We start from the raw sequence: 23,952 nt of genomic DNA, 5'->3' as shown, positions 1-23,952 counted from the left end.
TATAGAACAAGTAGGTTTCTTTTATTTGGAATTAGGGAAAAGAGTCTCGATATGTTTTAACAGCAAAAATTTGGAGTAGAAGGGGGAATAGGTATGAATTTAACGGTGAAAATTTTGATAGGACTTTTTGTCGGTATTGTTACTGGTATCTTATTTAATGTATTTGCACCAGAACTATTCGAATCAGTAGACATGTATTTCTTTGGTCCAATTGGTACGACTTTTCTGAACTTAATCATGATGATTGTGATTCCACTTGTTTTCTTTTCTATTGCACTAGGTGCAGCAGGAATGGGAGATCCTAAAAAACTAGGGAGAATAGGTGGTAAGACCATCGCGTTTTTCTTATCTACTACTGCAATTGCTTTGACCATTGGTCTCTCAATCGGATTAATAGTGCAACCTGGAGACGAAGGTTTACTTGGTACTGGAGAAGAAGATTATTCAGTTTCTGAAGCTCCTCCTATTATGGAAACAATTACAAATATTATTCCATCTAACCCGATAGAAGCAATGGCAACTGGAGAAATGCTCCAAATTATTGCGTTCGCATTATTTATTGGTGTAGCTATTGCGATTCTTGGTGAGAAAGTTGCAACCTTTAAAAAATTGTTGGAGCAGGGTAACGAAATCATGATGTTTTTGGTTACTGTTATTATGAAACTTGCTCCTTATGGTGCGGGTGCGCTTATTGCTTCAGCTCTTGGTAATGCTGGCTTTGCAGCTATGAAATCATTAGCGATGTATATGCTCTGCGTAGTGGGCGCATTAGTAATCCACACATTCTTTACGTATGGATTAGGTGTATCGATCCTTGGACGAATGAATCCTATCAAATTCTTTAAAAATTTCATACCGGCTATAGCGATGGCATTTAGTTTATCGAGTAGTACAGGTACGTTACCGTTATCCATGAAGACGGCTCAGGAAAAGCTTGGTGTTTCCAAACAAGTATCAAGTTTTGTTCAACCGCTTGGGGCTACAATTAACATGGATGGAACAGCAATCATGCAAGCAATTGCTACTGTATTTATTGCACAGGTATACGCTGAAACACTGACAGTCCCTGATCTTTTGACGGTTGTTTTGACCGCTACTTTAGCTAGTATCGGTACGGCCGGGGTTCCTGGAGCTGGCATGATTATGCTTGCAATGGTTCTAACATCAGTCGGACTACCAGCAGAAGGAATTGCGTTAGTCATTGGGGTAGACCGAATTTTAGACATGATTCGTACCTCTGTAAATATTACTGGTGATGCTGCGTGTGCAGTTATTGTGGATCATGGGGAACGTAAAAATGGTCATATCAAAGATGAGGAAGAGGATATACAGCAACCTCATAACAAACTTAAAAAACCAAGACGACTGCAACTAGTTGTCTTGGTTTTTTCATTTCATGATCTCCTCAGCTGATGTATAATAAGAATATTAGCGACATAATTGGAGAGGAACGGCCATGACAGAATCGTATCAGGGATTGCTTGATGAAGAGAAGGTATTTAAAGATCCGGTGCATCGGTATATCCATGTGCGGGATAAGTTAATATGGGCTTTGATTGGAACAAAAGAGTTTCAACGACTTAGACGAGTTCGGCAATTAGGGACAAGCTATATCACCTTTCATGGTGCCGAACATACTAGGTTCACCCATTCTCTAGGGGTGTACGAAATCACAAGACGTATGATTGAAGTCTTTCAAGGCAGACCGCACTGGAATGAGGAAGACAGACAGCTGGCACTTGTATCAGCTCTGCTTCATGATATTGGTCATGGTCCTTTTTCACATTCGTTTGAAAAAGTATTTCACTCGGATCATGAAGAGTGGACACGCGCCATCATTCTTGGTGACACTGAAGTGAATCAGGTTCTAACTTCAATCGGGCCAAGATTTGCAAAAGATGTGGCTGAAGTGATTGAAAAAACGTCTTCTAATAAGCTTGTAACAAGCATGATTTCCAGTCAAATAGACGCGGACCGAATGGATTATCTTCAACGTGATGCGTATTACATTGGAGTCAGTTACGGCCATTTTGACATGGAGCGAATTCTGCGGGTCATGAGGCCAACAGAAGATCAGGTTGTCATTAAACAAAGTGGTATGCATGCGGTGGAAGACTATATCATGAGTCGTTATCAAATGTATTGGCAGGTCTATTTTCACCCTGTGACAAGAAGTGCTGAAGTGATCTTGAGCAAGATTTTTCATCGTGCAAAATTTTTATATAAACAAGGGTATGAGTTTAATCAATCACCGTATCATCTATATTCTTTTTTTGATGGGAATCCAACGCTTGAAGATTATTTACGTTTGGACGAATCCATTGTTCTGTTTTATTTTCAAATTTGGCAGGATGAAAAGGACGAGATCTTAAAGGATTTGTGTGTGCGGTTTATTAATAGACGGTTGTTTAAATATGTAGAAGTGAATCCAAATATTCAAATGACAGACTGGCCGAGGTTACGGGAGTTATTTACAGCGACTGGACTTGACCCTGATTACTATTTAGTAGTAGACTCTTCATCTGATTTGCCCTATGATTTTTATCGACCTGGTGAGGAAGAGGAGCGGGTACCAATTCATTTGGTACTTCCTAATGGGAAAATCCGTGAATTATCGAGACAATCGGATTTAGTTGAATCAATCTCAGGGAAAAAACGTACGGACCATAAGTTATACTATCCTGGCGATTGGCTTGAATTGGATGATGAATTTAAGAAGGAAAAACAAGAGATAAAGAAACTATTATTTCAAGAAGGGTGAAGGAGGAGCATATGCTGGATGAACATGCGAAACTCATGACGTTTTTTTCACAAGCGGGTGAAGTCATTGGCCGCAAAAAGCTGCAAAAGATGATTTACATAGAAAAGAAGCTCAACATTCCATTTCGAGAGCGGTATACCTTCCATGTATATGGTCCTTATTCCGAAGAGCTTAGTCTTCGAATTGAGGAGCTGACAAACCTTGGTTTACTGAATGAAGTAAAAGAGGACAAGGGACATTATTATCATTATCGCTATAGCTTGTCGGATGAAGGCAGCCAATTCCTGTCGCTTTCATCGATTGACATGCCCGATGCAACGGCTGTAACAAATAGTCTTAATCAACAGAGCTCGCGCTTTCTTGAACTGTTGTCCACCTTATTGTATTTCGATCATTTAAGTGGTGAGGAATTAAAACAGAAGGTAATCTCAGTAAAACCTAAGCAAAAGTATACAGATGAAGAGTTTGAGAAGGCATTGGAGTACAAGCAGAATCTTGAAAAATGAACGTGTAATCATCTTGCTGACATAATCTCACATGTTTTTATACAGCTTTTCTATGGCTTCAAAAGTCTTATTTTTATATAGTGAAAATAGACTTTTGACAACGTGAAAGGTGAGGACAATGAAGCTCTTCAGTTATGTTGTGTTGTTTTGGTTATTGTTTGGTGCTGGCATTCCATTGTTGCTATGGCTAATGATAGATAAGCCAATAGCTGGATATACAATACTCGCGGTCATTTTTGTTACATGGTTCTGTGTACATCATTATATAAAAAGAGATAAATTCCCGAAGAAAAGAAGGACACTTGAGCGGTAATCAAGTGTCCTTCTTTTTATTCATTAATCTAATACAGACGGGCGCTTTCCTGCTTTGCCATAGTGCTCGTGTTTCATTTCTTCAATAATAACTGTCACATTTTCTGGAGGAGCATCCACCGTTTCAACAACTGCTGAAGTTACCTGTTCAATCAGTGCTTTTTTCTGATCATCATTACGACCCTCAAGCATTTTAACTGTTACAATTGGCATCTTTTGTCCTCCTTATAATCGTCTACTAGTAGTATAGCAGAAGAACTTAAGATTCAAAATCAACAAGTTCAGGATAAAGAGTCGTATTCACTAACTCAGCTTCTAGCACATACCGATCAGGTGCCTCTCCGACAAAGTCAAATGGATAGCAGGTGGTTAACGTTAATTGTGCATCGTCGGTTGAAACAATAACCGTACGGTCGTCCTCATCAACAATACGCTCTCTGAAAATCTTGTAAGTGTATTCACCAATACGAGTGCGGACAATTAATGTATCGCCCTCGCCAACCTCACCAAGCTTGCGAAAAACCGTATCTCGATGGCCAGACAATACAGAGTTATCTGGGTCACCTGGAAGCACACTTTGAGCAAAGTGGCCCACTCCCTGATCCAACTCATTATCGTCCGTACCGTGATAAACAGGTAGCGTTGCTTCAAGTGACGGAATCTCTAACTCACCCATTAACTCACCTTGCTCGGGCCACCAGTCGATTGGTTCAGACGGTTCCTCCGGCTGTTTTTCATCAATAGGCTGTTCAATTTGAGTTTTGCTCTGTGCTCCTACTTCTGCTGTTTTAAACAAAAAGTATCCTTTAGCAAATTTGTACGCATTTGTTGTGGTGAACAAAAGCCCACATATGATTAGTGCGCCAGTTAAAAAAAGAAGGATGAAACGCTTTTTATAGCGTTTCGTCCTGTTTAGTTGATTCTTTCTCATGATGCAGTCTTAAACCGACGGAATAAGAATACGCCACCTAGAGTAATAAGTAGTCCAATCAATGTGTAAGTTGGATACGATGTAGCGGTTTTCGGCATTTTTGCACCATCAACTGTTTTTGTTACTTTTTTAGATGAACCAGAATCACTTTTAGCAGCCGTTTTTTTACTGTCACTTGCTTTGGCTGTTTTCTTTTCTGCTTTAGCTAATTTTTCTTTAGCTTGGAGGAGCAGGAGTTTTGTTTTCGTTTTCTGTTTTGTTTTCAACTTTTTCTTCTGTTACTTTACCAGCCTCATCGATATCTCCACCAGCATCGTTAATCGTTTTTCCATTAAACATTGCAGAGGTGATAATGAAATCAGCTAGCTTGTTCCCATCTAAATCATAAAGAACAATTAACAAATCATAACCTTCAATTTTTGTCAGTTTCATAAGATCAGTAAAGCTAATTGGCTTTTGCTCTCCTGGCTTAGCTAAAAAGAACTCAGGATTCATCTTCAGAACATCAATTAATTCTGTTCCAATTAAAAACAACTCAGCAATTTCTTCAGCTGTTAGCTCAGTTGCTGACTCAAAGCCATCAAATGCTTCTAAACGATCCGCTAGTGAAGATAGCTTTTCTACAGATTCTGGGTTCTCCTCAATAATTTTAAATAAGTGCTCAAACAAGTTGTCTAATTCTTTATAAGTGAAACCGAACTCTGTGAAAAAGCCTTCATAGTAAGGCTCTTCTGGCCATTCTTCATCCCAATCCCACTCATAGTTTTCAAACAGATAAGTATCTAGTTCTTCAATGAATACAAAATCATTGATTGTTTTATCGTTCTCGGCAAGCAGGGAAACTAGCTCGTCATATGTAATACCGAAGTTGCCAAGGGTATGTTCAATATAAGGTATGCCTTCATCAGGATCATCGCCATCCACAGTCCAGACAAACCAATATAAGTACTCATAGTCATCGAAGTCATCAACGGTAAAGTCAAAAAAATCAGCAAGATAACTATCTAGTTGTTCTCTAGTAATATTCTTTTCTGTTAAAAGACTTTCTAACTCTTCCTCACTTACTGCAGCAAAACTAACAGATGGTACAGAGAAAACCAAAAGTGCAACAACTAAAAACATTGATACAAAACGCTTCATGTTTTTCCTCCTACGGAATATATTGTATAGTGCTGAGATGATTATAGTCCGAAAATCTTTGAATATCTATATATAATTTCATATTTTATAATTATTTTATATTATCTCTTGATAACGTCGAAATACTGCTATATATTCCTGATAACTCTTGTATGCTATTGTCGGTGGATAGAGAAATATGTCGAAGTTTGCCTGTGCTGAAGAATAGTTTCAACCGTACCATTGTGTTAAACTATAATAAATCAAACGGATGATCTTGAAAGGGAGTTCGGATAATGGATTTATTAAATAATAAGAATCTCAAGAAAAAAACAGATGGCTTTACCATTTTAAGTGGAGACTCAACAGATGGTCACGGTGGCTATGGTGCTGGTACTCTAAACCTAGATAACGTCACACCTGTATTTGTGAGCCCTGATGATGAAGAGGTAAAAGTTGATCTAGGCGCCCTTCATGCTCGATCGGCTGTTGAAAAGAGAATTAAATTCTTAAAAGAAAAAGATAAAGTACCAAACGGTAAGCTTTATTGGTTGGTATGGGTAACGATCTTAAGTAAGGAAGGAAAGCCTTACTATGGTGGAGTAGCAGGCTGTGAAATGCTGGTTGATCTCGAGATTAGACGCGGATATAAAAGTATGCCCGAACATGTAAACAAAATGGATAAGTCCTTAAAAGGAAAAATTGTTGTGGATGATATGGAGAAAAAATCTCGAGTGTTGCTTGCGGAATTTTTGAAAAATCATAATGAGGATATGTGGAATCACTCTGAAGAAGAGCTGCATGAAGCATTAAGCAGGGATTGAATGTAAGATCTCCTATGAAACGATATATACTCATTTTTGTCATGGGTCTGATTGTAGGTATTCTTGTCATGTCCCCATTACTTGGTCGGTAACGATAAAAAAGGAAGTAGACACGGTTGGTGTCTACTTCCTTTTTAACATTATAGCGACTCAAACTCAGTAACGATCTCTCCCAAATAAGCGAGGGCAGATTCGATTGGTTCTGGAGTAGTTAAGTCTACTCCTGCTTTTTTCAATAGCTCAAGTGGGTAATCTGAGCTTCCGCTTTTAAGAAAGGCATGATAGTCTTCAAGCGCTCCTTCTTCTTTATCCAAAATACGTTTGGCAATTTGGATGGAAGAGGCGAACCCGGTTGAATATTTGTATACATAAAATGGACGGTAGAAGTGTGGAATACGAGACCAACCATATTTCACTTCTTCATCAAAAACAATGTCAGGACCGTTATATTCGCGGAACAATTCTTCATAAATCTCGTTGAACTTATCAGCATTTAACGGCTCACCTTGCTCGGCTAGCTCATGTGTACGTTTTTCAAATTCAGCAAACATGACCTGAGTAAAGAAGGTACCGCGGAATTGATCAATAAAATGGTTTAGCAAATATTTGCGTACCTCTTTGTCTGTTGAATGCTCAAGCAAATGATGAATGAGCAGAACTTCATTTACAGTAGAAGCAACTTCAGCAACAAAAATCGTATAACTTGCAGTGATCTGCGGCTGATGTTTACTTGAATAATGACTGTGCATCGCATGGCCCATTTCGTGTGCTAACGTGAATAAGCTGTCTAAATCATCATGATGATTTAATAGCACAAATGGATGGACGCCATACACACCCATGTTATAAGCGCCAGAGCGTTTTGCTGGTGTTTCACGGACATCAATATAGCGTTTCTCTTTGAAATCTTTGAGTGTCTGAATGTATTCTTCTCCAAGTGGAGCAAGAGCTGTCAACATCGTATCGTATGCTTCTTCATACGAAATATCCTTTTTGGCTCCACTCACAAGTGATACGTTTAAGTCGTATTGTCGTAGTTCATCAACACCGAGAATTTCCTTGCGAATAGCTGTATAGCGGTGGTACGGTTCTAGGTTTTTCTTAGCTGTAGCAATTAAGTTGTCATAGACTTCTGTTGGCACATTATCACCAAATAGGGATTTGCCAAGAGCCGAATCATATTGACGCAGCTGAGAAACGGTCACGTTATTCTTAATCGCAGATGAAAGGGTGGAAGCGATTGTGTTGCTAAGCTGCACATAAGGCTTATAATATGCCTTGTATGCTTCTTTTCGTTTGCTTCGATCGTCGTCTTCGATAAGCTTAGAGTACATTCCTCGAGTCATCTCTACTTTTTCGCCATCTTCATTGGTTACTTTTCCAAAAACGATATCTGCATTATTAAGCATGCCAAATGTTCGGTCCGGTGATGAAAGAGCTTCACCAAGCGCAGATAAAACCTCTTCTTTCTCTTTCGTTAAAACATGAGCTTTGTAGCGGAAAGAATCCCAAAGATCCTCCTCAAAGTATTCAAGCTCTTTCACTTCCTGTATGTATGCCTTTAACGTGTCTTCGTCTAATGTTAAGAGGAAAGGCATAAAAAATGAGGTAGCAGAACCAACCTTCACGCTAACCTGTGTCGCACGGTCCTTTAAGGATTGAGCGTTTGAGTCACGCGTATCGATGTCAGTACTGAACATTGCATAAGCAAAAACCTTCGTAAAGATAAAGCTGAGATCCTCTTGTTTTTTCAAAAAATCATAAAGGGATTGTCCGTCTTGTATCTTGCCATCATAGCTAGCGAGGTCTTGGGCTAATGCTTCTACTTTTTTGAGATCACTGTGCCATTCAGATTCTTCTGCATAAAGATCGTCTAAATTCCATTTCTCTTCTTCAGGGATGTCTTGTCTAGTTTTATATGTCGTCATTTCTTCACTCCTTCGAGGTATGGTATGCATAGTGTAGCATGTTCCTTCATGAACTTCTCTTTATAGGTATGCAATTTGCCCATGGAGCATACAGTTCCATTAAGATTTTTTTAATCGAATTTGCCGCATGACTATTAATAGAACTGGAATTCCAACCAAAACGCCAAAAGAGGAGCTCCAAACGAGCAATTTCCAATTTCCTGTTATCATGGCAGCGATGAAGAAGATTAGAACCTGACCAAAGGTGGTGGTCAGGGCTACGATTAGAGCAATTTTTGAACGTCTACTCATGCATACTCTCCTTTTGACTTAATGGTCATCTTGTCCAAACCACTTTTTGAAGCGATCAATAAATCGTTCTTTCTCCTGCTTTTGTTCCTCGAGTTTTTCTTCCTCTTCAGGTGTACTGCAAGAAGAAGTGGGCTCAGTGCCTGCTTTAAAAAACATAGATACACCGCCTGGGCACGCATCATTTGCAAGTAGGCCACTCTGCGGATCTACTTCTACTTGAACCACTCCGCCTGGCTCGTGAAAAGGTAACTTCAACTTTCCTTCCAAAGCATGCTCTGTAAAGTTCGCCCAGATTTTTTTTGAAATGGGTCCTTCCGAGAGTTGATCGAGCTTTTTATCACGGTCATGTCCAACCCAAATCCCTGTTACAAGCTGTGGTGTAAAGCCGACCATCCAGCTATCATAAGGAGTCGAGCCTGATTTGCCTGCTACCGGTCGATGCAATAGCGGCACAACAGAGTTTCCGGTCACTGTTGTATAGCCATTTAAGGCAGGGTCAAACATACCTGTCATCATCTCTGTCATCAAGAATGTTGAAGTAGGATCCAAGGTTGGCTTAAGGTCTGGCCCTTGTTCATATAAAATAGTCCCTTCCGCATCTTCTACTTTTTCGATAAATTGCGGTTCACCAAATAATCCGTTATTTGCAAATGGCACATAGCTGTTTGTTAAATCAAGTAGACTCACTGCCTCTGAACCTAGAGCTAGAGAGGGAACATTGTTAAACTGCCCTAACCCCAATACCTGCGCTAGATCTACGAGTTTGTCTGGACCGATAAATAGGTGAGTTTTAATGGCAAATATATTATCGGAAACGGCCAAAGCTTGCTGCATTGTAATAAAATCATTTGCGTAATGATGGTTGAAGTTGTCTGGAGAGTACGTTTGTCTTCCTTCATCATACGTAAATTCCGTCGGCTCACTCATAAACGTCGAAGCAGCTGTGAACCCATGCTGCAGCGCTTCATAGTAAAGTAGCGGTTTAATAGTCGAACCTGGCTCTCGTTTGCTTTGTGTAGCTCGGTTATAGCTACTCTCCGCATAGTTAACACCGCCAACCATTGCCCGTACACCCCCCGTTTTAGGGTCAATGGCCACTAGAGAGGTTTGCAAATCAGAATCAGGCATTTCCTCTTGGACCCAATGCTCAGCTTCTTTTTGCATCTTGGGATCAAGTGTTGTATAGATATGATACCCACCCGTTTCAAGCTCATCCTCACTTAGATCCAAAAGAGTTGTTAATTGGCTTGTAATGACATCTTGAAAATAAGGGCCAATCACTTCCGTTGCTTCGGCTTCAGCTTCTTTAAACACAAGTTTTTCGGCTTTGGCTGTCTCGGCTTCAGCGGCTGTTAGGTAGCCATTTTCAACCATGCTGGTTAGGATTAACTCCTGTCTAGCTTTTGCTCGATCAAAATCAATAATTGGAGAATAGTAGCTAGGTCCTTTAGGAATGCCCGCAAGCATGGCAGCTTCCGCCAAGCTTAAATCGGATGCAGATTTGTTATAGAAAAACGTAGAAGCAGCCTCGATTCCATACGCACCGTGTCCGTAATAGACAGTATTCAGATACCCCTCAAGAATCTCTTCTTTGCTATAGTTCATCTCAAGACGTAGTGAGTACATTAATTCATTCCATTTACGAGACCATGTTTTTTCATGAGTTAAATATAAATTCCGTGCATATTGCTGCGTAATCGTACTTGCACCTTGAGCGCTTGATCCAGCTTTAATATTTGCTATGATGGCTCCACCTATACGCCAAGGGTCAAATCCAAAATGCTCATAAAATTTGCGGTCCTCTATAGATACGGTAGCGTCACTTACATACGAAGAAATATTATCAAAAGAAACCCAGTAACGGTTTTGCCCGCCATGATCCTCACCAATAACAGATCCATCTGCCCCATACAAAACAGTGGTTTCGGAGACTTGGATAGGGGGAGGGCCTTGCATTCTGGTATAAGATAGCAAACCAAGAATAAAGAGACCTGATAGAATAAGAGCAAGTAATAGCGAACGAATCATAAAGCGAAAAAAACGAATACGTCTTTTTTTCTTGCGACTAAGAACAATTTGCATACCTTATGCCACCTCCAATATGTCTTTAATACATACAGGATAGGTAGTTATGCGATTTTTTAAACATGAATTGGCACGGCGGTTTTTTTGCTATATACTTGCTGTGTTACATGCAAAATCAGATGAGGTGAATGATATGGAATTATGGTATACAGAAAAACAAACAGAACGCTTTGGTATTACAGCGAAAATTAAACGTACATTACATACAGAAAAAACCGAGTTTCAACAGCTAGATATGATTGAAACAGAGGAATTCGGTAATATGCTAGTTCTTGATGGCATGGTGATGACAACCGAAAGAGATGAGTTTGTCTATCACGAGATGGTTGCACACGTTCCATTATTTACGCACCCAAATCCTAAACACGTGTTAGTAGTTGGTGGAGGAGACGGTGGCGTAATCCGTGAAGTGTTAAAACACCCATCTGTAGAGAAAGCTACTCTTGTGGAGATTGACGGCAAAGTAGTGGAGTACTCGAAAAAATATCTTCCTACCATTGCTGGAGCATTAGACGATGAGCGCGTGGATGTTCAAATTGCAGATGGCTTTATGCATATTGCCCAATCAGAGGCTGAGTACGATGTCATTATGGTCGATTCAACAGAGCCTGTTGGACCAGCTGTGAAGCTTTTTGAAAAAGGATTCTATGAAGGCATCTCAAAAGCATTAAAAGAAGATGGCGTATTTGTCGCACAGACTGACAACCCATGGTTCCAGGAAGAGCTTATTCGCACAGTGTACAAGGATATTAGCGAGATTTTCCCGATCACACGTGTATATACTGCAAATATTCCAACCTACCCGAGTGGACTGTGGACTTTTACAATCGGATCAAAAAAGCACGATCCACTTGAAGTGAGCGATGAGCGATTCCACGAAATCGACTCAAAGTATTACACAAAAGAGATCCACACAGCAGCCTTTGCACTTCCAAAGTTTGTTGGCGATCTATTAAAATAAGTAGTCATGCTAAAAGCCATCCGTTGCTGAAATTTCAGCAATGGATGGCTTTTATTTTTCTTTCGCGATTTGTGCCGTTTTGGCTTGGGTAAGTTGAATGAGTGACTCTACGCTTAACTTTAACTGCACACCAATTTTTCCGCCGCTAATGATGATCTCGTTTTGGTGCAGCGCACTCTCATCCAGGATCGTGGGAAAGGTGCGTTTCATCGCAATTGGAGAACAACCACCACGCATGTAGCCTGTAGTTGACTGAATATCCTTAACCGGAATCATTGTCAGTTGTTTTTCCTGAACGGCCTTTGCTGCATTTTTCAGGTGAAGCTCATCAGTTACTCTCACTAAAAAAACATAGTGCTGCTTACTCGAGCCCTGCGTCACCAACGTTTTAAAGACGTGATCAGGGTTCTGGTCTGTTTTTTCAGCCACCGATAACCCATCAATTTTCCCATCCTTCGTTTCGTATAGAAGAATCGAATAAGAAATATTCTGCTGATCAAGCAGTCGGCTGGCATTTGTTTTGATTTTCTTCAACTAGAAACACCCTCTTTGGTAGTAGGTCGATATTTATTTATGATGATAGAAGTTGATAGGGTTGTCAAAGTTGTGTGGGGGATGGAATGGAGTGAGTGGGAGGGAAGTGAAATGATGGAGGGTCGGATTGAAACGATGGAGAGGAGATTGAAACGATGGATGTTGGAATCGAAACGATAGCCCTCGGATTGGAGCAATGGAAGCCAAAACTGGAGCGATGGCCCCTGAATTGGAGCAATGGAAGCCGAAACTGGAGCGATAGCCCCTGAATTGAAGCAATGGAAGCCAAAACTGGAGCGATGGCCCCTGAATTGAAGCAATGGAAGCCAAAACTGGAGCGATGGCCCCCATATTGGAGCAATGGAAGCCGAAACTGGAGCGATGGCCCCCGAATTGGAGCAATGGAAGCCGAAACTGGAGCGATGGCCCCCGAATTGGAGCAATGGAAGCCGAAACTGGAGCGATAGCCCTCAAATTGGAGCAATGGCCACCTGACTATCGCACCCACTCCCCAATCCAACCGCAAAAAAACCGATGCATCCGCACCGGCTCTTTGTTCTTACCATTTTATTTATTCAGCGTCTTTTGCTTTTCCTACGCCTTCTTGTACGTTGCCTTTAACTTTATCTTTTTTACCCTTTGCTTGAAGGGATTTGTTGTCAGTTGCGTTCCCAGCTTGGTCTTTAATTTCGCCTTTTGCTTTGTTTGCTGCGCCTTTAATTTTATCTCCAGTACCATTACTCATGAGTAACGCCTCCTTTTGCTTTTTGCTTACAGTGTATATATTCACCTTTTTTCTAAAAGCTAAACATTTTATTGTATAATAGGTATCTTGCATGTACCCGACAAACTCGCTAAACTTGTAAGGGAGAAAGGTGTGCGTCACATGAATAAACCGATAAAACGACGATTGCGTTTAACGTTTCAAACTAATATAGAGCTTCAAGGTGAGTTGGATTCTTATGAGTTTTCAACTGAAGGAGAACTGTACCACAAGGGAACACAGGATTATCTTCGGTTTACAGAGACGTTTGGTGTGGATAAAAATGTTCAAACCACAATGAAGTGGGATGGGGAAGAGCTAACACTTATTCGTCAAGGGGATGTCTTAATGAGGCAAACGTTTGTGCAGAATAAGGAAACGCTTGGTCGCTATGTTACAACTGAGGCGTCATGGGAAACAAAAGCTGAGACGGAAGTAGTTCTTGTGCAATGGCCAACAATTCAGAAGCCGCGTGGGCGTATCTATATCCGCTATCGGTTCTGGCTTGCTGGACAGGAGACTGGGAGTCATGAAGTCAGGCTAAAATTAGAAGAGGCAGACGATTAATAAATACTTGATTAGAGGAGCACAAAGAAGATGAACAGCGTTGAACAGATTAAACACGTTTTAAAAGATGAGATCAAAGCAGCGATTGTAGAAGCTGGATTAGCTGAGTCGCACGAAATTCCGGATATTTTACTTGAGACACCTAAGGAAAAGTCGCACGGAGATTATGCAACGAATATTGCGATGCAGCTAGCGAGAATTGCAAAAAAAGCACCGAAACAAATTGCAGAGGCAATTACGGAGCGCTTGAATCAAGAAAAAGCATCTGTAGAAAAAGTGAATATTGCTGGTCCGGGTTTTATTAATTTTTATATGGACAATTCTTTTTTACGTGATGTGATTACGGATGTGTTAGCTAAACCAGACTCATATGGAGCAAGTGATGCAGGTCAAGGAGAAAAGATCTTGGTTGAGTACGTATCGGCAAATCCTACGGGAACGCTCCATTTAGGTCACGCGCGTGGAGCTGCGGTTGGCGATGCGATGGTTAGGATTATGGAGAAGGCCGGCTATCAAATGGGCCGTGAGTATTACATTAATGATGCAGGTAATCAGATTAATAACCTTGCGTATTCGGTTGAAGCTCGTTACAAGCAGGCGTTAGGTATGGATACAGAGATGCCTGAGGATGGTTATCATGGCAAGGACATCATTGAAATGGGTCAGGAGCTTGCGGACTCTGAGGGAGACGCTTATCTGAAATTAGATGATGAGACGCGTCTAAAAGCTTTCCGTACGTATGGTCTGAATAAGGCTCTTGATAAAATAAAGGTAGACCTTGCTGATTACCGTGTAGAATTTGATACATGGTTCTCTGAGATGTCTCTTTATGAATCAGGAGTGATTGATCGTACTCTTGATGTATTAAGAAAACAAGATGAGATTTATGAGGAAGACGGAGCAACCTGGTTACGAACAACAAAATATGGGGATGACAAAGATCGTGTGCTTATTAAAAAAGATGGTAGCTACACGTATCTGCTTCCTGACATTGCTTACCATGAAGACAAATTCAATCGTGGGTACGATCGTTTAATTGACATGATGGGAGCAGATCATCATGGTTACATTGCGCGTATGAAAGCTGCAATTGAAGCATTAGGATATGATCGTGAGAAGTTGGATATTCAAATTACGCAGATGGTTAGCCTGGTCCAAGGCGGCGAAAAGGTCAAGATGAGTAAGCGTACTGGTAAGGCAGTAACTCTTCGTGAACTAATGGAAGAAGTAGGCCTTGATGCGACTCGTTATTTCTTTGCGATGAGAAGTTTAGATACGCAGCTGGATTTTGATATGGATCTTGCTGTTTCAAAATCAAATGAGAACCCCGTCTTCTACGTACAATACGCGCATGCGCGTGTGTGCAGTATGCTTCGTCAAGGAGATGAGCTTGGGCTAAGTTATGATTCATCAACGGATCTTTCGCCAATCGCTTCTGAAAAGGAATATGATTTGTTAAAGATCATTGGAGATTATCCTGCAGTTGTTGCGGATGCAGCGGTCAAACGCACGCCTCATAAGGTAGCGAACTACGTGCATGATTTAGCAACTGCCCTGCACAGCTTTTATAATGCAGAACGTGTGCTTGACGTCGAAGCTCCAGAAAAAAGTAATGCGCGGTTAGCGTTAATGAAATCGACCCAGATTACACTGCAGAGTGCTCTGGCCCTGTTAGGTGTTAGTGCACCTGACAAAATGTAACGCTGATTATGGATATCGTTTGGTGGATTCTAATTGTTGTCTGTTTTATTCTTGGTTATGCTGGACTAATTTTTCCGATTGTACCCTCTGTGCTTGTACTTTGGATTGGTTTTCTGATCTACCAATTTGGAGTGACAGACGGGTCGCTTAGTTGGATCTTTTGGACAGTGGCGGTCATTCTGACGGTGGTATTAATTGCTGCAGACATTTTAGCCAGATATTTTCGTTAAAAAATATGGGGGTTCTAAGTGGGGAGAGTGGGCTGGAATCATTGGAGTAATTTTTGGTTCCTTTGTGATTCCGCCGTTTGGTGTCATTCTTGTTCCGTTTGCGCTTGTATTGATTGTTGAATTAATTATCCATCGAAATATGAACAATGCCTTTAAAATAGCCTTTGCCTCGTTCCTTGCTTTTTTAAGTGGAACGCTTGCAAAGGCCGTCATTCAAACGGTGTTAATTATCTGGTTTTTGGTCGAGGTTTTTGTTTTTTAAAGCAAACCAGATACAAGTCCGGCAATTTGCTCCTTGCTTCTACTGAGCAGGGAGCGTTTTTGTAAGGATTCCATCGTGATTTCTTCTGCTGTTTGAATGTCACGAAGCATACAATTCATGACCGCTTGAACACTTTCTTGAACATACAGCATGCAGGTCATTTCACTGTTTAAGTGAAAGCTGCGTTTATCAAGATTAGCGGTACTTACCCATCCTAAGCTCTGGTCAATGACTAGAGCTTTTGCATGGTAGAAGCCCTGGTCATAATGATAGACAGATACACCAGACTCCAATAATCGTTGAATGTAAGGCATTGATCCTTCTTTGACGAGTGGATGGTCTGCTTTTTGTGGCAGTAGTAGTTGAATCTTGATGCCATTTTGGGCTGCTTGGATGAGCTCTTCTTGCAGAATGTCGCTCGGTATATAATAAGGCGAACCCATTAAGATAGAGCTTTTTGCCTTTTTTAGCGTCTCTAATAAAAGTGCTTCTAGATATTTTCCATCTGTAGGAATCAAACGAACCTCTTGTTCTCCTTTTGGGAGCGCTTGGATAGAAAGTCTTTTTCATAAAATAATCTGTTTGCGTGCAATCTAGGTCCGTTAAAAATTGTTTCTGCAAGTCCTGAACGCCATCTCCTTCAAAACGCAGGTGAAAGTCACGCCAAAATCCGAATTTGGGATTACGTCCAAGGTATTCATCACCCACGTTAAATCCACCTAAGTAACCGATTTTCCCATCAATGATGGTAATTTTTCGATGATTCCTATGGTTCAGAGAGAAGAAGATCGTTGGAAATGATGGAGTTTGGCTGTGCGTGAAAACAATGCCAGCTTCCTGCATACGTTTAATGCTTTTGCGTGAAAGCTTAGAACCTACCCAATCAACCATGAGTATAATGTCGATCCCTTCTGCAGCTCTTTTTTCCAATAGCTCAATCATACGTGTTCCGATATGGTCCTCTTTAAAAATATAAAACATCATATGTACATGGTGATGAGCTGCCGTGATATCAGCAAAAAGTCGCTCAAAAAAGTCCTCACCCGTAGTAATCAGGGAAAGAGACGGATAACGGCTTTCTTGAATCGACTGTTTCCTTGTTTTCCTTAGTTTAGTTAAACCAATACGGTAGTCGACCCGCAGCCAGATGATGATGATTAATAGTAGAGCAATAATCGTGAGTGTGATCTTCATATGAGTACTCCTCAACAATGTTTTTTTTACTATGCCCAATTTTTATGGAAATCATGAAACACGATTTTGGAATTTTAGGAACTCTCATGATAGAATAGGTTCAAATAGGTGAGAGGGAGTCTGTTGCCTTATGGAAAAAAAGTCGGTGCCAAGTCTAGTAAAAGATCAACAGCTTATTAATAAACGTCGTCAGCAAATTATTAAAGGAGCTGTACGTTTATTTATTGAAAAGGGATTTCATCGAACCACAACAAGGGAAATCGCAAAGGAATCTGGTTTTAGTATTGGAACACTCTATGAATATATTGGTACAAAAGAAGACGTGCTTTATCTAGTTTGTGATGCTATTTATGATGAAGTAACAGAACGACTAAAAAAACAATTGCATACGACGGGATCAGCAATTAATCGATTAGAAGAGGCTATTCGTGCGTATTTTCTAGTCATCGATTCCATGCAAGATGAAGTGCTAGTTATGTACCAGGAAACAAAGTCTTTACCAAAAGAAACCTTGCCATACGTTTTGAAAAAAGAGACGGAAATGGTAGCAATGATGGAAGAAATCCTTGCTGACTGTAAAAAAGAAGAAGCTCTTGATCTAACAGAAAAAGAGATGAAGCTCATCACACATAATATCCTTGTTGCTGGCCAAATGTGGACATTCCGGAGATGGGCAATTAGAAGACATTTCACCTTAGAGGAATACATAAACTTGCAAATTAAAAACCTGATTCATAATTGATCAGCACGCGTTCTAAGGAAGCTCTAGCATATTTTATGAAAATATGTTTATAATGAAAAAGATGATCTTAAAAATTGATTGTGATTGGATCCTATAGATAATGGTGAAAGGGCGTGCCCGGTTTGAATTTTAATACTCTTACTGCTGATGAAATACAAGAAATGTCTATGATAGAGATTGCTTATGAACTCATGCAAAATAAAAAGCAACCAATTGAATACTACGCGCTAGTAGACGAGATTGCTAAAATTAAAGGAATGAGCAAAGGGGACGTTAAAAATAGTATTTCCTTTTTGTATACCGACCTAAATACAGATGGTCGTTTTATTACAATGGGAGAGAATCGTTGGGGCATAAAAGCTTGGTACCCAATCGATCAAATTGAAGAACCAGTTCCTGCGGCAACTCCTAAGAAAAAGAAGAAAAAAGCAGTTGATGACGATGATTTAGATCTAGTTGATGATAGTGAGCTAGATGACTCTGAAGAGGATGAGTTTGAGGATCTTGAAGATGAGCTTGATGAGATCTCAAATGAAGAGGATTCTTCAGAAGAGGACTTCGACGAAAAAGACCTTGATGGATTTGAAGAAGACGAAGAAAGTGAAGACGATGAGGATGAAGACTCATTTGAAGAGGATGAGGAAGAACGATAAGACAAGCACTTGACTTATCCACACTTTCTAGGTAGAATCATCCTTGGGCTTAAGAAATAGTATAATGAACTGATATAGATGTAATGGAAACAAAAGCGTGTGCCCCCTGTTATAGAGGGAGTCCGCCGCTTTTGTTTTTTTTGTTTTTACCCGGCTTCCCAGTCATCTGCGGCCATCTAGGCGAGCAATAAAAAGGAGAGATCAAGCATGGCAACAAAGTACATTTTCGTAACGGGCGGTGTCGTTTCATCACTTGGTAAAGGAATTACGGCTGCTTCTTTAGGTAGACTGTTAAAGAACAGAGGATTAAGTGTAACCATTCAAAAATTTGACCCATATATTAACGTTGACCCAGGAACAATGAGTCCTTACCAGCATGGTGAAGTATTTGTAACAGATGACGGGGCAGAAACAGACTTAGACTTAGGTCACTATGAGCGTTTTATTGACATTAACCTAAGCCAAAATAGTAACGTAACAACAGGGAAAATCTATTCATCCGTTCTGAAAAAAGAACGCCGTGGCGACTATCTTGGAGGAACTGTCCAAGTTATTCCTCATGTAACAAACGAAATCAAAGAGCGTGTGTTCCGTGCAGCTAGAGAAACAAACGCAGATATCGTTATCACAGAAATTGGTGGAACAGTTGGAGATATTGAAAGTCTGCCTTTCCTAGAAGCAATCCGTCAGATCAAAAGTGACGTCGGTTTTGAAAATGTGATGTATGTACACTGCACACTCATTCCATATCTTGCAGCAGCAGGAGAAATGAAATCAAAACCAACTCAACATAGTGTGAAAGAGCTTCGTTCACTAGGTATTCAACCTAACGTAATCGTCGTTCGTACAGAGCGTCCGGTTCCACACGAAATGAAAGAGAAAATTGCACTATTCTGCGACATTCGTAAAGAAGCGGTTATCGAAGCCGAAGACGCTGACGTGTTGTACCAAGTGACATTAGCACTGCAAAAGCAAAAGCTTGATGACATTGTATGTGATCACTTAAAATTAGAAACAAAACAAGCGGATATGACCGAATGGGAAGAGCTTGTTGAACGAGTTCGTAACCTAAATAATACCGTTCGCATTGGTCTTGTTGGTAAATACGTTTCTTTACCTGATGCCTACCTTTCCGTTGCAGAAGCATTGCGTCACGCAGGTTATGCCTACGATGCCGATATTAAGATCGAATGGATTAATGCAGAAGAAGTAACAGAGGAAAACGTTGCTGACCTACTGAAAGAAGTAGACGGGGTACTTGTACCTGGTGGATTTGGAGATCGAGGAATCGAAGGGAAAATCACCGCCATCCGTTACGCACGCGAAAACAAGGTGCCGTTCCTTGGAATCTGCCTAGGCATGCAGCTTGCTTCAGTAGAATACGCACGAAATGTGCTAAACTTAACTGACGCCAACTCAGCAGAGCTGAACCCAGAAACACCATATCCAATCATTGATTTACTTCCAGAACAAAAGGACGTAGAAGACTTAGGTGGAACCCTTCGCCTTGGACTTTATGCATGTAAACTTCAAGACGGAACAGTAGCAAAAGCAGCATACGGCGAGCAAGTGATCTACGAACGCCACCGCCACCGTTACGAATTTAATAACGAATACCGCGCACAAATGGAAGCAGAAGGATTCATCTTCTCCGGGACAAGCCCAGACGGACGCCTCGTAGAAATCATCGAACTAGCTGACCATCCATACTTTGTCGCATCCCAGTTCCACCCAGAATTCGTCTCAAGACCAACCCGCCCACAGCCGTTGTTCAGAGACTTTATCAAAGCTGCAGTTAAATAAGAATATGGAAGAAGCACAGGAGTGGGTCCTGTGCTTTTTTTGTTTTTTGGGGAGGAGAGGGTGTGAATGCTCAGAAAAATGTGAGGGAGGTGCGCGGAAAACTAACGCGTATGCCCCAAAAATGAAAATGCTCAAAAAACGAGTAGGAATGCTCAAAAACATGAGTGAGGTGCGCGAAAATCCCAAAAATGCGCAAAAATAGAACCATCGTGCTCGGAAAACTAACGAGTATGCTCAAAAAAAATGAAAATGCTCAAAAAACGAGTAGAGGTGCTCAAAAATATGATCAGGTGAGCGGAAAGCCCAAATTTTCGCAAAAAAACAGAAGGGCTCAAAAAATGATAGATTCTAGAAGGATATTAGTATACGTTTATCGAAAATGAATTGACTATCTACAGGAGGTGCAACATCATAAAAATTTATAAAAAGAGAGAATTCCTAAAAGATTAATTCAGCTTCGTGCACTACACGCGAGGTTAGATTCAAAACACCGGGCTTATCAGAAGGTTCATTTGGATCTCATGAAAAGAGAGCTTGGGTACCAGGGAGAGCAATCATTAGATTATTACTATCAGTTTCTGAATGATGATTTTCTTCTAATGCATGATTTGCGTCTTCGAGGGATTAACCAGACTTTTTTTCAAATAGATACGTTAATTTTGTGCCCACAGTTTATTGGAATTATTGAGGTGAAGAACCTTGCAGGTAGTATTCGTTTTGAGAATTCAGCTAGTCAAATGTTAAGAAAACTGAATGATGTTGTAGAAAGCTTGCCCAACCCTCTGATTCAAGTTCGAAGGCAACGACTTCAGCTGCAGCATTTTTTCCTCAATCAAAACTTCCCCTCCATCCCCATAAAAACGATTGTAGCTTTCACAAATCCTACAACTATTATCGAGACAGATCATAATCCATTACCCAACTCCGTTATCCGTGCTGAGGCTCTCCCGGAAAAGCTTGAAAACTTCCAAACTTCCTCCAATAAAAACTCCATGACATCCGATCAACTAATTAAATTGGCACATTTTCTTTGCCAGTCACATCTTCCAGATCAGCCATCTGTCCTTCAAACTTATAAGCTTAATTACGTAGATATTAGAAAAGGTGTGGATTGTCCATTTTGCAACAGGCCATTTATGACTCGTACTGAAAAAAATGGAAGCTTGTACTGTGCTCACTGTTTTCGTTTCTCAAAAAAAGCTCATCTCCAAGCATTAGAAGAGTTCTCCGTCATAATGGACAAATCGCTCACGAATAAAGAGGCGCGTGAATTTCTTCTCATCGAATCCAGACATACTGCTTATCGAATGCTTAATGAATGGAGCGGAATGCTCAAAAATTCTTAACCTATGCTCAAAAAATCCAATAATGCTCAAAAAAAGAGGCCTTCTGCGCGTAAATAATGCTGGACGGCTCAAAATTTCAGAAAATGCTCGAAAAATCTTATTATGTGCGCGAAAATGGAGTGTTCATGCTCGAAAATCCTCAGTCACACCAACGCTACCCCTCAACCTCCCCCAACATCTCCCTAATCGTCAATGATAGAAGAAAATATGCGTGTAGTCCTAGAAGAGAGGCTGGGTAACCGATACGTGAGCCGTCTTCGTCTGGTACTAAGCCTTGGTGAAGGTTTAAGTCGAGGATGAAATCGCTAAGGTGGACTAGAGAGTTTGCTCCATCTTCTGTTATGGTTGTGATAGAGAATATAGGTACATTTTTTTCGGATACTATGTTGGCTAGTTTTATTGCGTCTATATCGTCTGAGAAGCGGGACGTGATTAGGACGCGGTCTCGCTCAGTTAGCGAGTCGAGATCCGATGGTTTTAGTTCTACAGCTTGTGGGAATGCTTCTTTTCCGTATAGGGCTTCTGCTTCGATTGCTTTCATTTCTCCGAATGCGGCGATATAGACTGTGCCGTTTGATGTGATGGCTTGGGTTAGAAGTCTGGCAGCATCTTCGAGTTCCTCTTCTTTGTTAAGTAGGGCTTTTGTTGCGCCTGTAAATTGGGTGTTAAAAACTTTAAGCATCTGGATTCTCCTTTAGGTATTTTTACTGTTTTGTTATTGTATCAAACTTCATTCTTTCTCGCTTTACTTACATGTTTCGATTAATTTTAACAATCTGCAAACAAAAGCAGGAATCCTTATGGAGCGCACCGAAAATAGTCCATTGGATCTAAAGAATGATTAGCGCATAAGGAGGTTTACTATTGAAAAAATTACTGGTGGTTGATGACCAATATGGCATACGTGTGCTTCTCAATGAAATTTTGCAAAAAGATGGATACACCGTTTTTCAAGCTGCTAATGGCGTTCAAGCTCTTAGTATTGTAAAAGATGAAAATCCAGACTTGATTTTATTGGATATGAAAATTCCAGGGATGGATGGCTTGGAGATCCTTAGAAGGATTAAGAGTACTCATCCTGATATAAAAGTTATAATGATGACGGCTTATGGTGAATTAAATTTAATTAATGAAGCCATTCAATTAGGTGCCGCTAATTATTTTGCGAAACCTTTTGATATTGATGATGTAAGGCAGGTAATACGAGACCATTTATAAGAAGCTGTACATTGGAGAAGTGATTATTTTAAAAAAAACGTGTAATCTCCAACGTAAAAAGGATGTAATTGACTCATAATATGCTATAATGGATTCGTTCAAAAGAACCCAAAATGAAACCGAAGCGTATCTGGTTCAACTAGTTGTACATAGTGGACAAGGCTATGCATGCCGCTCCCTGCACGTAAGAGAATTTGCTTGGACGACACTTACTTTTAAGCAAGCGGTTAGTTTTGACGCTCTCATGTAAGAAAATCTGCAATATATAGTAGGAGGATCATCATTATGCCTTTAGTATCAATGACAGAAATGCTGAACAAAGCAAAAGCAGAAAGTTATGCTGTTGGACAGTTTAACTTAAACAACCTTGAGTTTACTCAAGCAATTCTTCAAGCAGCCAAAGAGGAGAACTCTCCAGTTATCCTTGGTGTATCTGAAGGAGCAGCTCGTTATATGGGTGGATTTAAAACCATTGTAAAATTGGTTGAAGCTCTTATTGAGGAGTATGGAGTAGAAGCTCCAGTAGCTATTCATCTTGATCATGGTTCAAGTCTTGAAAGCTGCGCAAAAGCAATTCGTGCAGGATTTACTTCAGTAATGATTGATGGATCTCATCATCCACTTGAAGAGAACATTGCTATTACTAAACGTGTTGTTGAAATGGCACACGCTGTTGGAGTATCTGTTGAAGCAGAGCTTGGGCGTATTGGTGGACAAGAAGATGACTTAATCGTAGATGATGCTGAAGCAGCTTATGCGATTCCTGAAGAATGTAAAGAGCTTGTTGAAGCAACGAATGTAGACTGCTTTGCTCCTGCACTTGGTTCTGTTCATGGTCCATACAAAGGTGAACCGAATCTTGGATTTGATCACATGAAAACAATTGATGGTTTGGTAGGAATTCCACTAGTTCTTCATGGTGGTACTGGTATCCCAACTAAAGATATCAAAAAAGCAATTGAGTTTGGTCATGCCAAAATTAATGTAAATACAGAAAGCCAAATCTCTTCAGCTAAGGCAGTACGTGAGACACTTGCTGCAAAACCTGATGAGTACGATCCGCGTAAATATCTTGGACCAAGCTAGAGATGCCATTAAAGAAACAGTTATTGGCAAAATGAGAGAGTTTGGTTCTTCCAATAAGGGTTAATAGTGTACAATGATAAAAGCAGTTCTGTTGAACTGCTTTTATCGATTTTTTTTACAAGTAGACTCACTAAA

Annotated in this window: 24 protein-coding genes and 3 pseudogenes; 15 read left to right on the top strand and 12 right to left on the bottom strand. The window is 40.4% G+C overall.

Annotated elements, in window-relative coordinates:
• Nucleotides 1–93 precede the first annotated feature (93 nt).
• From NDM98_RS11235 to NDM98_RS11220, 4 genes are all read left to right on the top strand, one after another.
• Complete coding sequence (locus NDM98_RS11235) at nt 94–1,413, top strand: dicarboxylate/amino acid:cation symporter (protein ID WP_251607554.1); 1,320 nt, start codon at nt 94–96, stop codon at nt 1,411–1,413.
• A 43-nt stretch (nt 1,414–1,456) separates the two neighbouring features.
• Nucleotides 1,457–2,761: an HD domain-containing protein gene (locus NDM98_RS11230; RefSeq protein ID WP_251607552.1), complete on the top strand. Its 1,305-nt coding sequence runs from the start codon at nt 1,457–1,459 to the stop codon at nt 2,759–2,761.
• 11 nt (nt 2,762–2,772) lie between these two features.
• Entirely contained in the window at nt 2,773–3,267 is a 495-nt protein-coding gene (locus NDM98_RS11225; protein ID WP_251607549.1) for a YwgA family protein, read from the top strand.
• A gap of 118 nt (nt 3,268–3,385) precedes the next feature.
• Nucleotides 3,386–3,580 (top strand): hypothetical protein, encoded by a 195-nt coding sequence (locus tag NDM98_RS11220; RefSeq protein ID WP_251607546.1) that lies wholly within the window; start codon nt 3,386–3,388, stop codon nt 3,578–3,580.
• Nucleotides 3,581–3,603: 23 nt separating this feature from the next.
• On the opposite strand, the gene thmT is transcribed toward NDM98_RS11220, so the two are convergent.
• Genes thmT through NDM98_RS11200 form a run of 4 tightly spaced genes read right to left on the bottom strand, consistent with a single transcriptional unit; the run spans nt 3,604 to nt 5,650 of the window.
• On the bottom strand, nt 3,604–3,792 hold the full coding sequence (gene thmT / locus NDM98_RS11215; RefSeq protein ID WP_251607543.1) for a 2-hydroxymuconate tautomerase: 189 nt from the start codon (nt 3,790–3,792) through the stop codon (nt 3,604–3,606).
• Nucleotides 3,793–3,838: 46 nt separating this feature from the next.
• Nucleotides 3,839–4,510 carry a class D sortase, LPxTATN-specific gene (srtD, locus tag NDM98_RS11210; protein ID WP_251607540.1) on the bottom strand — a complete coding sequence of 224 codons (672 nt, stop codon included), beginning with the start codon at nt 4,508–4,510 and terminating at the stop codon, nt 3,839–3,841.
• Complete coding sequence (locus NDM98_RS11205) at nt 4,507–4,776, bottom strand: LPXTG cell wall anchor domain-containing protein (protein ID WP_251607537.1); 270 nt, start codon at nt 4,774–4,776, stop codon at nt 4,507–4,509. Before NDM98_RS11205 ends, srtD begins: the two co-directional genes overlap by 4 nt.
• Entirely contained in the window at nt 4,727–5,650 is a 924-nt protein-coding gene (locus tag NDM98_RS11200) for a processed acidic surface protein (RefSeq protein WP_251607534.1), read from the bottom strand. The genes NDM98_RS11205 and NDM98_RS11200 overlap by 50 nt, the downstream gene beginning before the upstream one ends.
• A 275-nt stretch (nt 5,651–5,925) precedes the next feature.
• Between NDM98_RS11200 and NDM98_RS11195 the strand changes: the two genes are divergently transcribed.
• Entirely contained in the window at nt 5,926–6,453 is a 528-nt protein-coding gene (locus tag NDM98_RS11195; RefSeq protein ID WP_251607531.1) for a YwhD family protein, read from the top strand.
• A 140-nt stretch (nt 6,454–6,593) separates the two neighbouring features.
• Here the strand turns inward: NDM98_RS11195 and pepF are convergent, their stop codons facing one another.
• From pepF to NDM98_RS11180, 3 genes are all read right to left on the bottom strand, one after another.
• Nucleotides 6,594–8,381: an oligoendopeptidase F gene (pepF, locus tag NDM98_RS11190; protein WP_251607528.1), complete on the bottom strand. Its 1,788-nt coding sequence runs from the start codon at nt 8,379–8,381 to the stop codon at nt 6,594–6,596.
• Nucleotides 8,382–8,480: 99 nt separating this feature from the next.
• A complete protein-coding gene (locus NDM98_RS11185; RefSeq protein ID WP_251607525.1) occupies nt 8,481–8,672 on the bottom strand; it encodes a hypothetical protein in 192 nt (63 codons plus the stop codon).
• Nucleotides 8,673–8,690: 18 nt separating this feature from the next.
• Nucleotides 8,691–10,754 (bottom strand): transglycosylase domain-containing protein, encoded by a 2,064-nt coding sequence (locus NDM98_RS11180; protein ID WP_251607522.1) that lies wholly within the window; start codon nt 10,752–10,754, stop codon nt 8,691–8,693.
• A 136-nt stretch (nt 10,755–10,890) separates the two neighbouring features.
• Between NDM98_RS11180 and speE the strand changes: the two genes are divergently transcribed.
• The gene (gene speE, locus NDM98_RS11175; protein ID WP_251609100.1) at nt 10,891–11,718 is read left to right on the top strand and encodes a spermidine synthase; all 828 of its coding nucleotides are present in this window, start codon (nt 10,891–10,893) and stop codon (nt 11,716–11,718) included.
• Nucleotides 11,719–11,769: 51 nt separating this feature from the next.
• On the opposite strand, the gene ybaK is transcribed toward speE, so the two are convergent.
• Entirely contained in the window at nt 11,770–12,252 is a 483-nt protein-coding gene (gene ybaK, locus NDM98_RS11170) for a Cys-tRNA(Pro) deacylase (RefSeq protein WP_251607519.1), read from the bottom strand.
• 571 nt (nt 12,253–12,823) lie between these two features.
• On the bottom strand, nt 12,824–12,997 hold the full coding sequence (locus tag NDM98_RS11165; protein ID WP_251607516.1) for a CsbD family protein: 174 nt from the start codon (nt 12,995–12,997) through the stop codon (nt 12,824–12,826).
• 141 nt (nt 12,998–13,138) lie between these two features.
• Here NDM98_RS11165 and NDM98_RS11160 point away from each other — a divergent pair, with 141 nt between their 5' ends.
• From NDM98_RS11160 to NDM98_RS24650, 3 genes and pseudogenes are all read left to right on the top strand, one after another.
• A complete protein-coding gene (locus tag NDM98_RS11160; RefSeq protein ID WP_251607513.1) occupies nt 13,139–13,582 on the top strand; it encodes a YwiB family protein in 444 nt (147 codons plus the stop codon).
• A 30-nt stretch (nt 13,583–13,612) separates the two neighbouring features.
• The gene (gene argS / locus NDM98_RS11155) at nt 13,613–15,283 is read left to right on the top strand and encodes an arginine--tRNA ligase (protein WP_251607510.1); all 1,671 of its coding nucleotides are present in this window, start codon (nt 13,613–13,615) and stop codon (nt 15,281–15,283) included.
• An 8-nt stretch (nt 15,284–15,291) separates the two neighbouring features.
• Nucleotides 15,292–15,775, top strand: a pseudogene (locus NDM98_RS24650) (DUF456 domain-containing protein).
• On the opposite strand, the gene NDM98_RS11145 reads toward NDM98_RS24650, so the two are convergent.
• Both NDM98_RS11145 and NDM98_RS24645 read right to left on the bottom strand, forming a co-directional pair.
• Nucleotides 15,772–16,218: a phospholipase D-like domain-containing protein gene (locus tag NDM98_RS11145; RefSeq protein ID WP_251607507.1), complete on the bottom strand. Its 447-nt coding sequence runs from the start codon at nt 16,216–16,218 to the stop codon at nt 15,772–15,774. The pseudogene NDM98_RS24650 and the gene NDM98_RS11145 sit on opposite strands and share 4 nt — an antisense overlap.
• A gap of 298 nt (nt 16,219–16,516) precedes the next feature.
• A pseudogene (locus tag NDM98_RS24645) lies at nt 16,517–16,756 on the bottom strand (phospholipase D-like domain-containing protein); the annotation flags it as partial.
• Nucleotides 16,757–17,099: 343 nt separating this feature from the next.
• Between NDM98_RS24645 and NDM98_RS11135 the strand changes: the two are divergent.
• The 4 genes from NDM98_RS11135 (at nt 17,100) to NDM98_RS11120 (ending at nt 21,513) form a co-directional block, all read left to right on the top strand.
• Complete coding sequence (locus tag NDM98_RS11135) at nt 17,100–17,711, top strand: TetR/AcrR family transcriptional regulator (RefSeq protein WP_251607504.1); 612 nt, start codon at nt 17,100–17,102, stop codon at nt 17,709–17,711.
• Between the two features lie 122 nt (nt 17,712–17,833).
• Nucleotides 17,834–18,364 (top strand): DNA-directed RNA polymerase subunit delta, encoded by a 531-nt coding sequence (rpoE, locus tag NDM98_RS11130; protein ID WP_251607501.1) that lies wholly within the window; start codon nt 17,834–17,836, stop codon nt 18,362–18,364.
• A gap of 207 nt (nt 18,365–18,571) precedes the next feature.
• The gene (gene pyrG, locus NDM98_RS11125; RefSeq protein ID WP_251607498.1) at nt 18,572–20,167 is read left to right on the top strand and encodes a CTP synthase; all 1,596 of its coding nucleotides are present in this window, start codon (nt 18,572–18,574) and stop codon (nt 20,165–20,167) included.
• A 521-nt stretch (nt 20,168–20,688) separates the two neighbouring features.
• On the top strand, nt 20,689–21,513 hold the full coding sequence (locus NDM98_RS11120) for a nuclease-related domain-containing protein (protein WP_251609098.1): 825 nt from the start codon (nt 20,689–20,691) through the stop codon (nt 21,511–21,513).
• A 154-nt stretch (nt 21,514–21,667) separates the two neighbouring features.
• Here the strand turns inward: NDM98_RS11120 and NDM98_RS11115 are convergent, their stop codons facing one another.
• Entirely contained in the window at nt 21,668–22,195 is a 528-nt protein-coding gene (locus tag NDM98_RS11115) for a DUF2529 family protein (protein WP_251607495.1), read from the bottom strand.
• Between the two features lie 182 nt (nt 22,196–22,377).
• On the opposite strand from NDM98_RS11115, the gene NDM98_RS11110 reads away from it, so the two are divergent.
• Together NDM98_RS11110 and fba are read left to right on the top strand one after the other, a co-directional pair.
• Nucleotides 22,378–22,731 (top strand): response regulator, encoded by a 354-nt coding sequence (locus NDM98_RS11110; RefSeq protein WP_251607494.1) that lies wholly within the window; start codon nt 22,378–22,380, stop codon nt 22,729–22,731.
• 285 nt (nt 22,732–23,016) lie between these two features.
• Nucleotides 23,017–23,881: pseudogene (gene fba, locus NDM98_RS11105) on the top strand (class II fructose-1,6-bisphosphate aldolase).
• Nucleotides 23,882–23,952 lie beyond the last annotated feature (71 nt).

Source organism: Alkalicoccobacillus plakortidis (genome assembly GCF_023703085.1).
Taxonomy (GTDB): domain Bacteria; phylum Bacillota; class Bacilli; order Bacillales; family Bacillaceae_D; genus Alkalicoccobacillus; species Alkalicoccobacillus plakortidis.
This window is presented reverse-complemented; position numbering and strand designations above follow the sequence as displayed.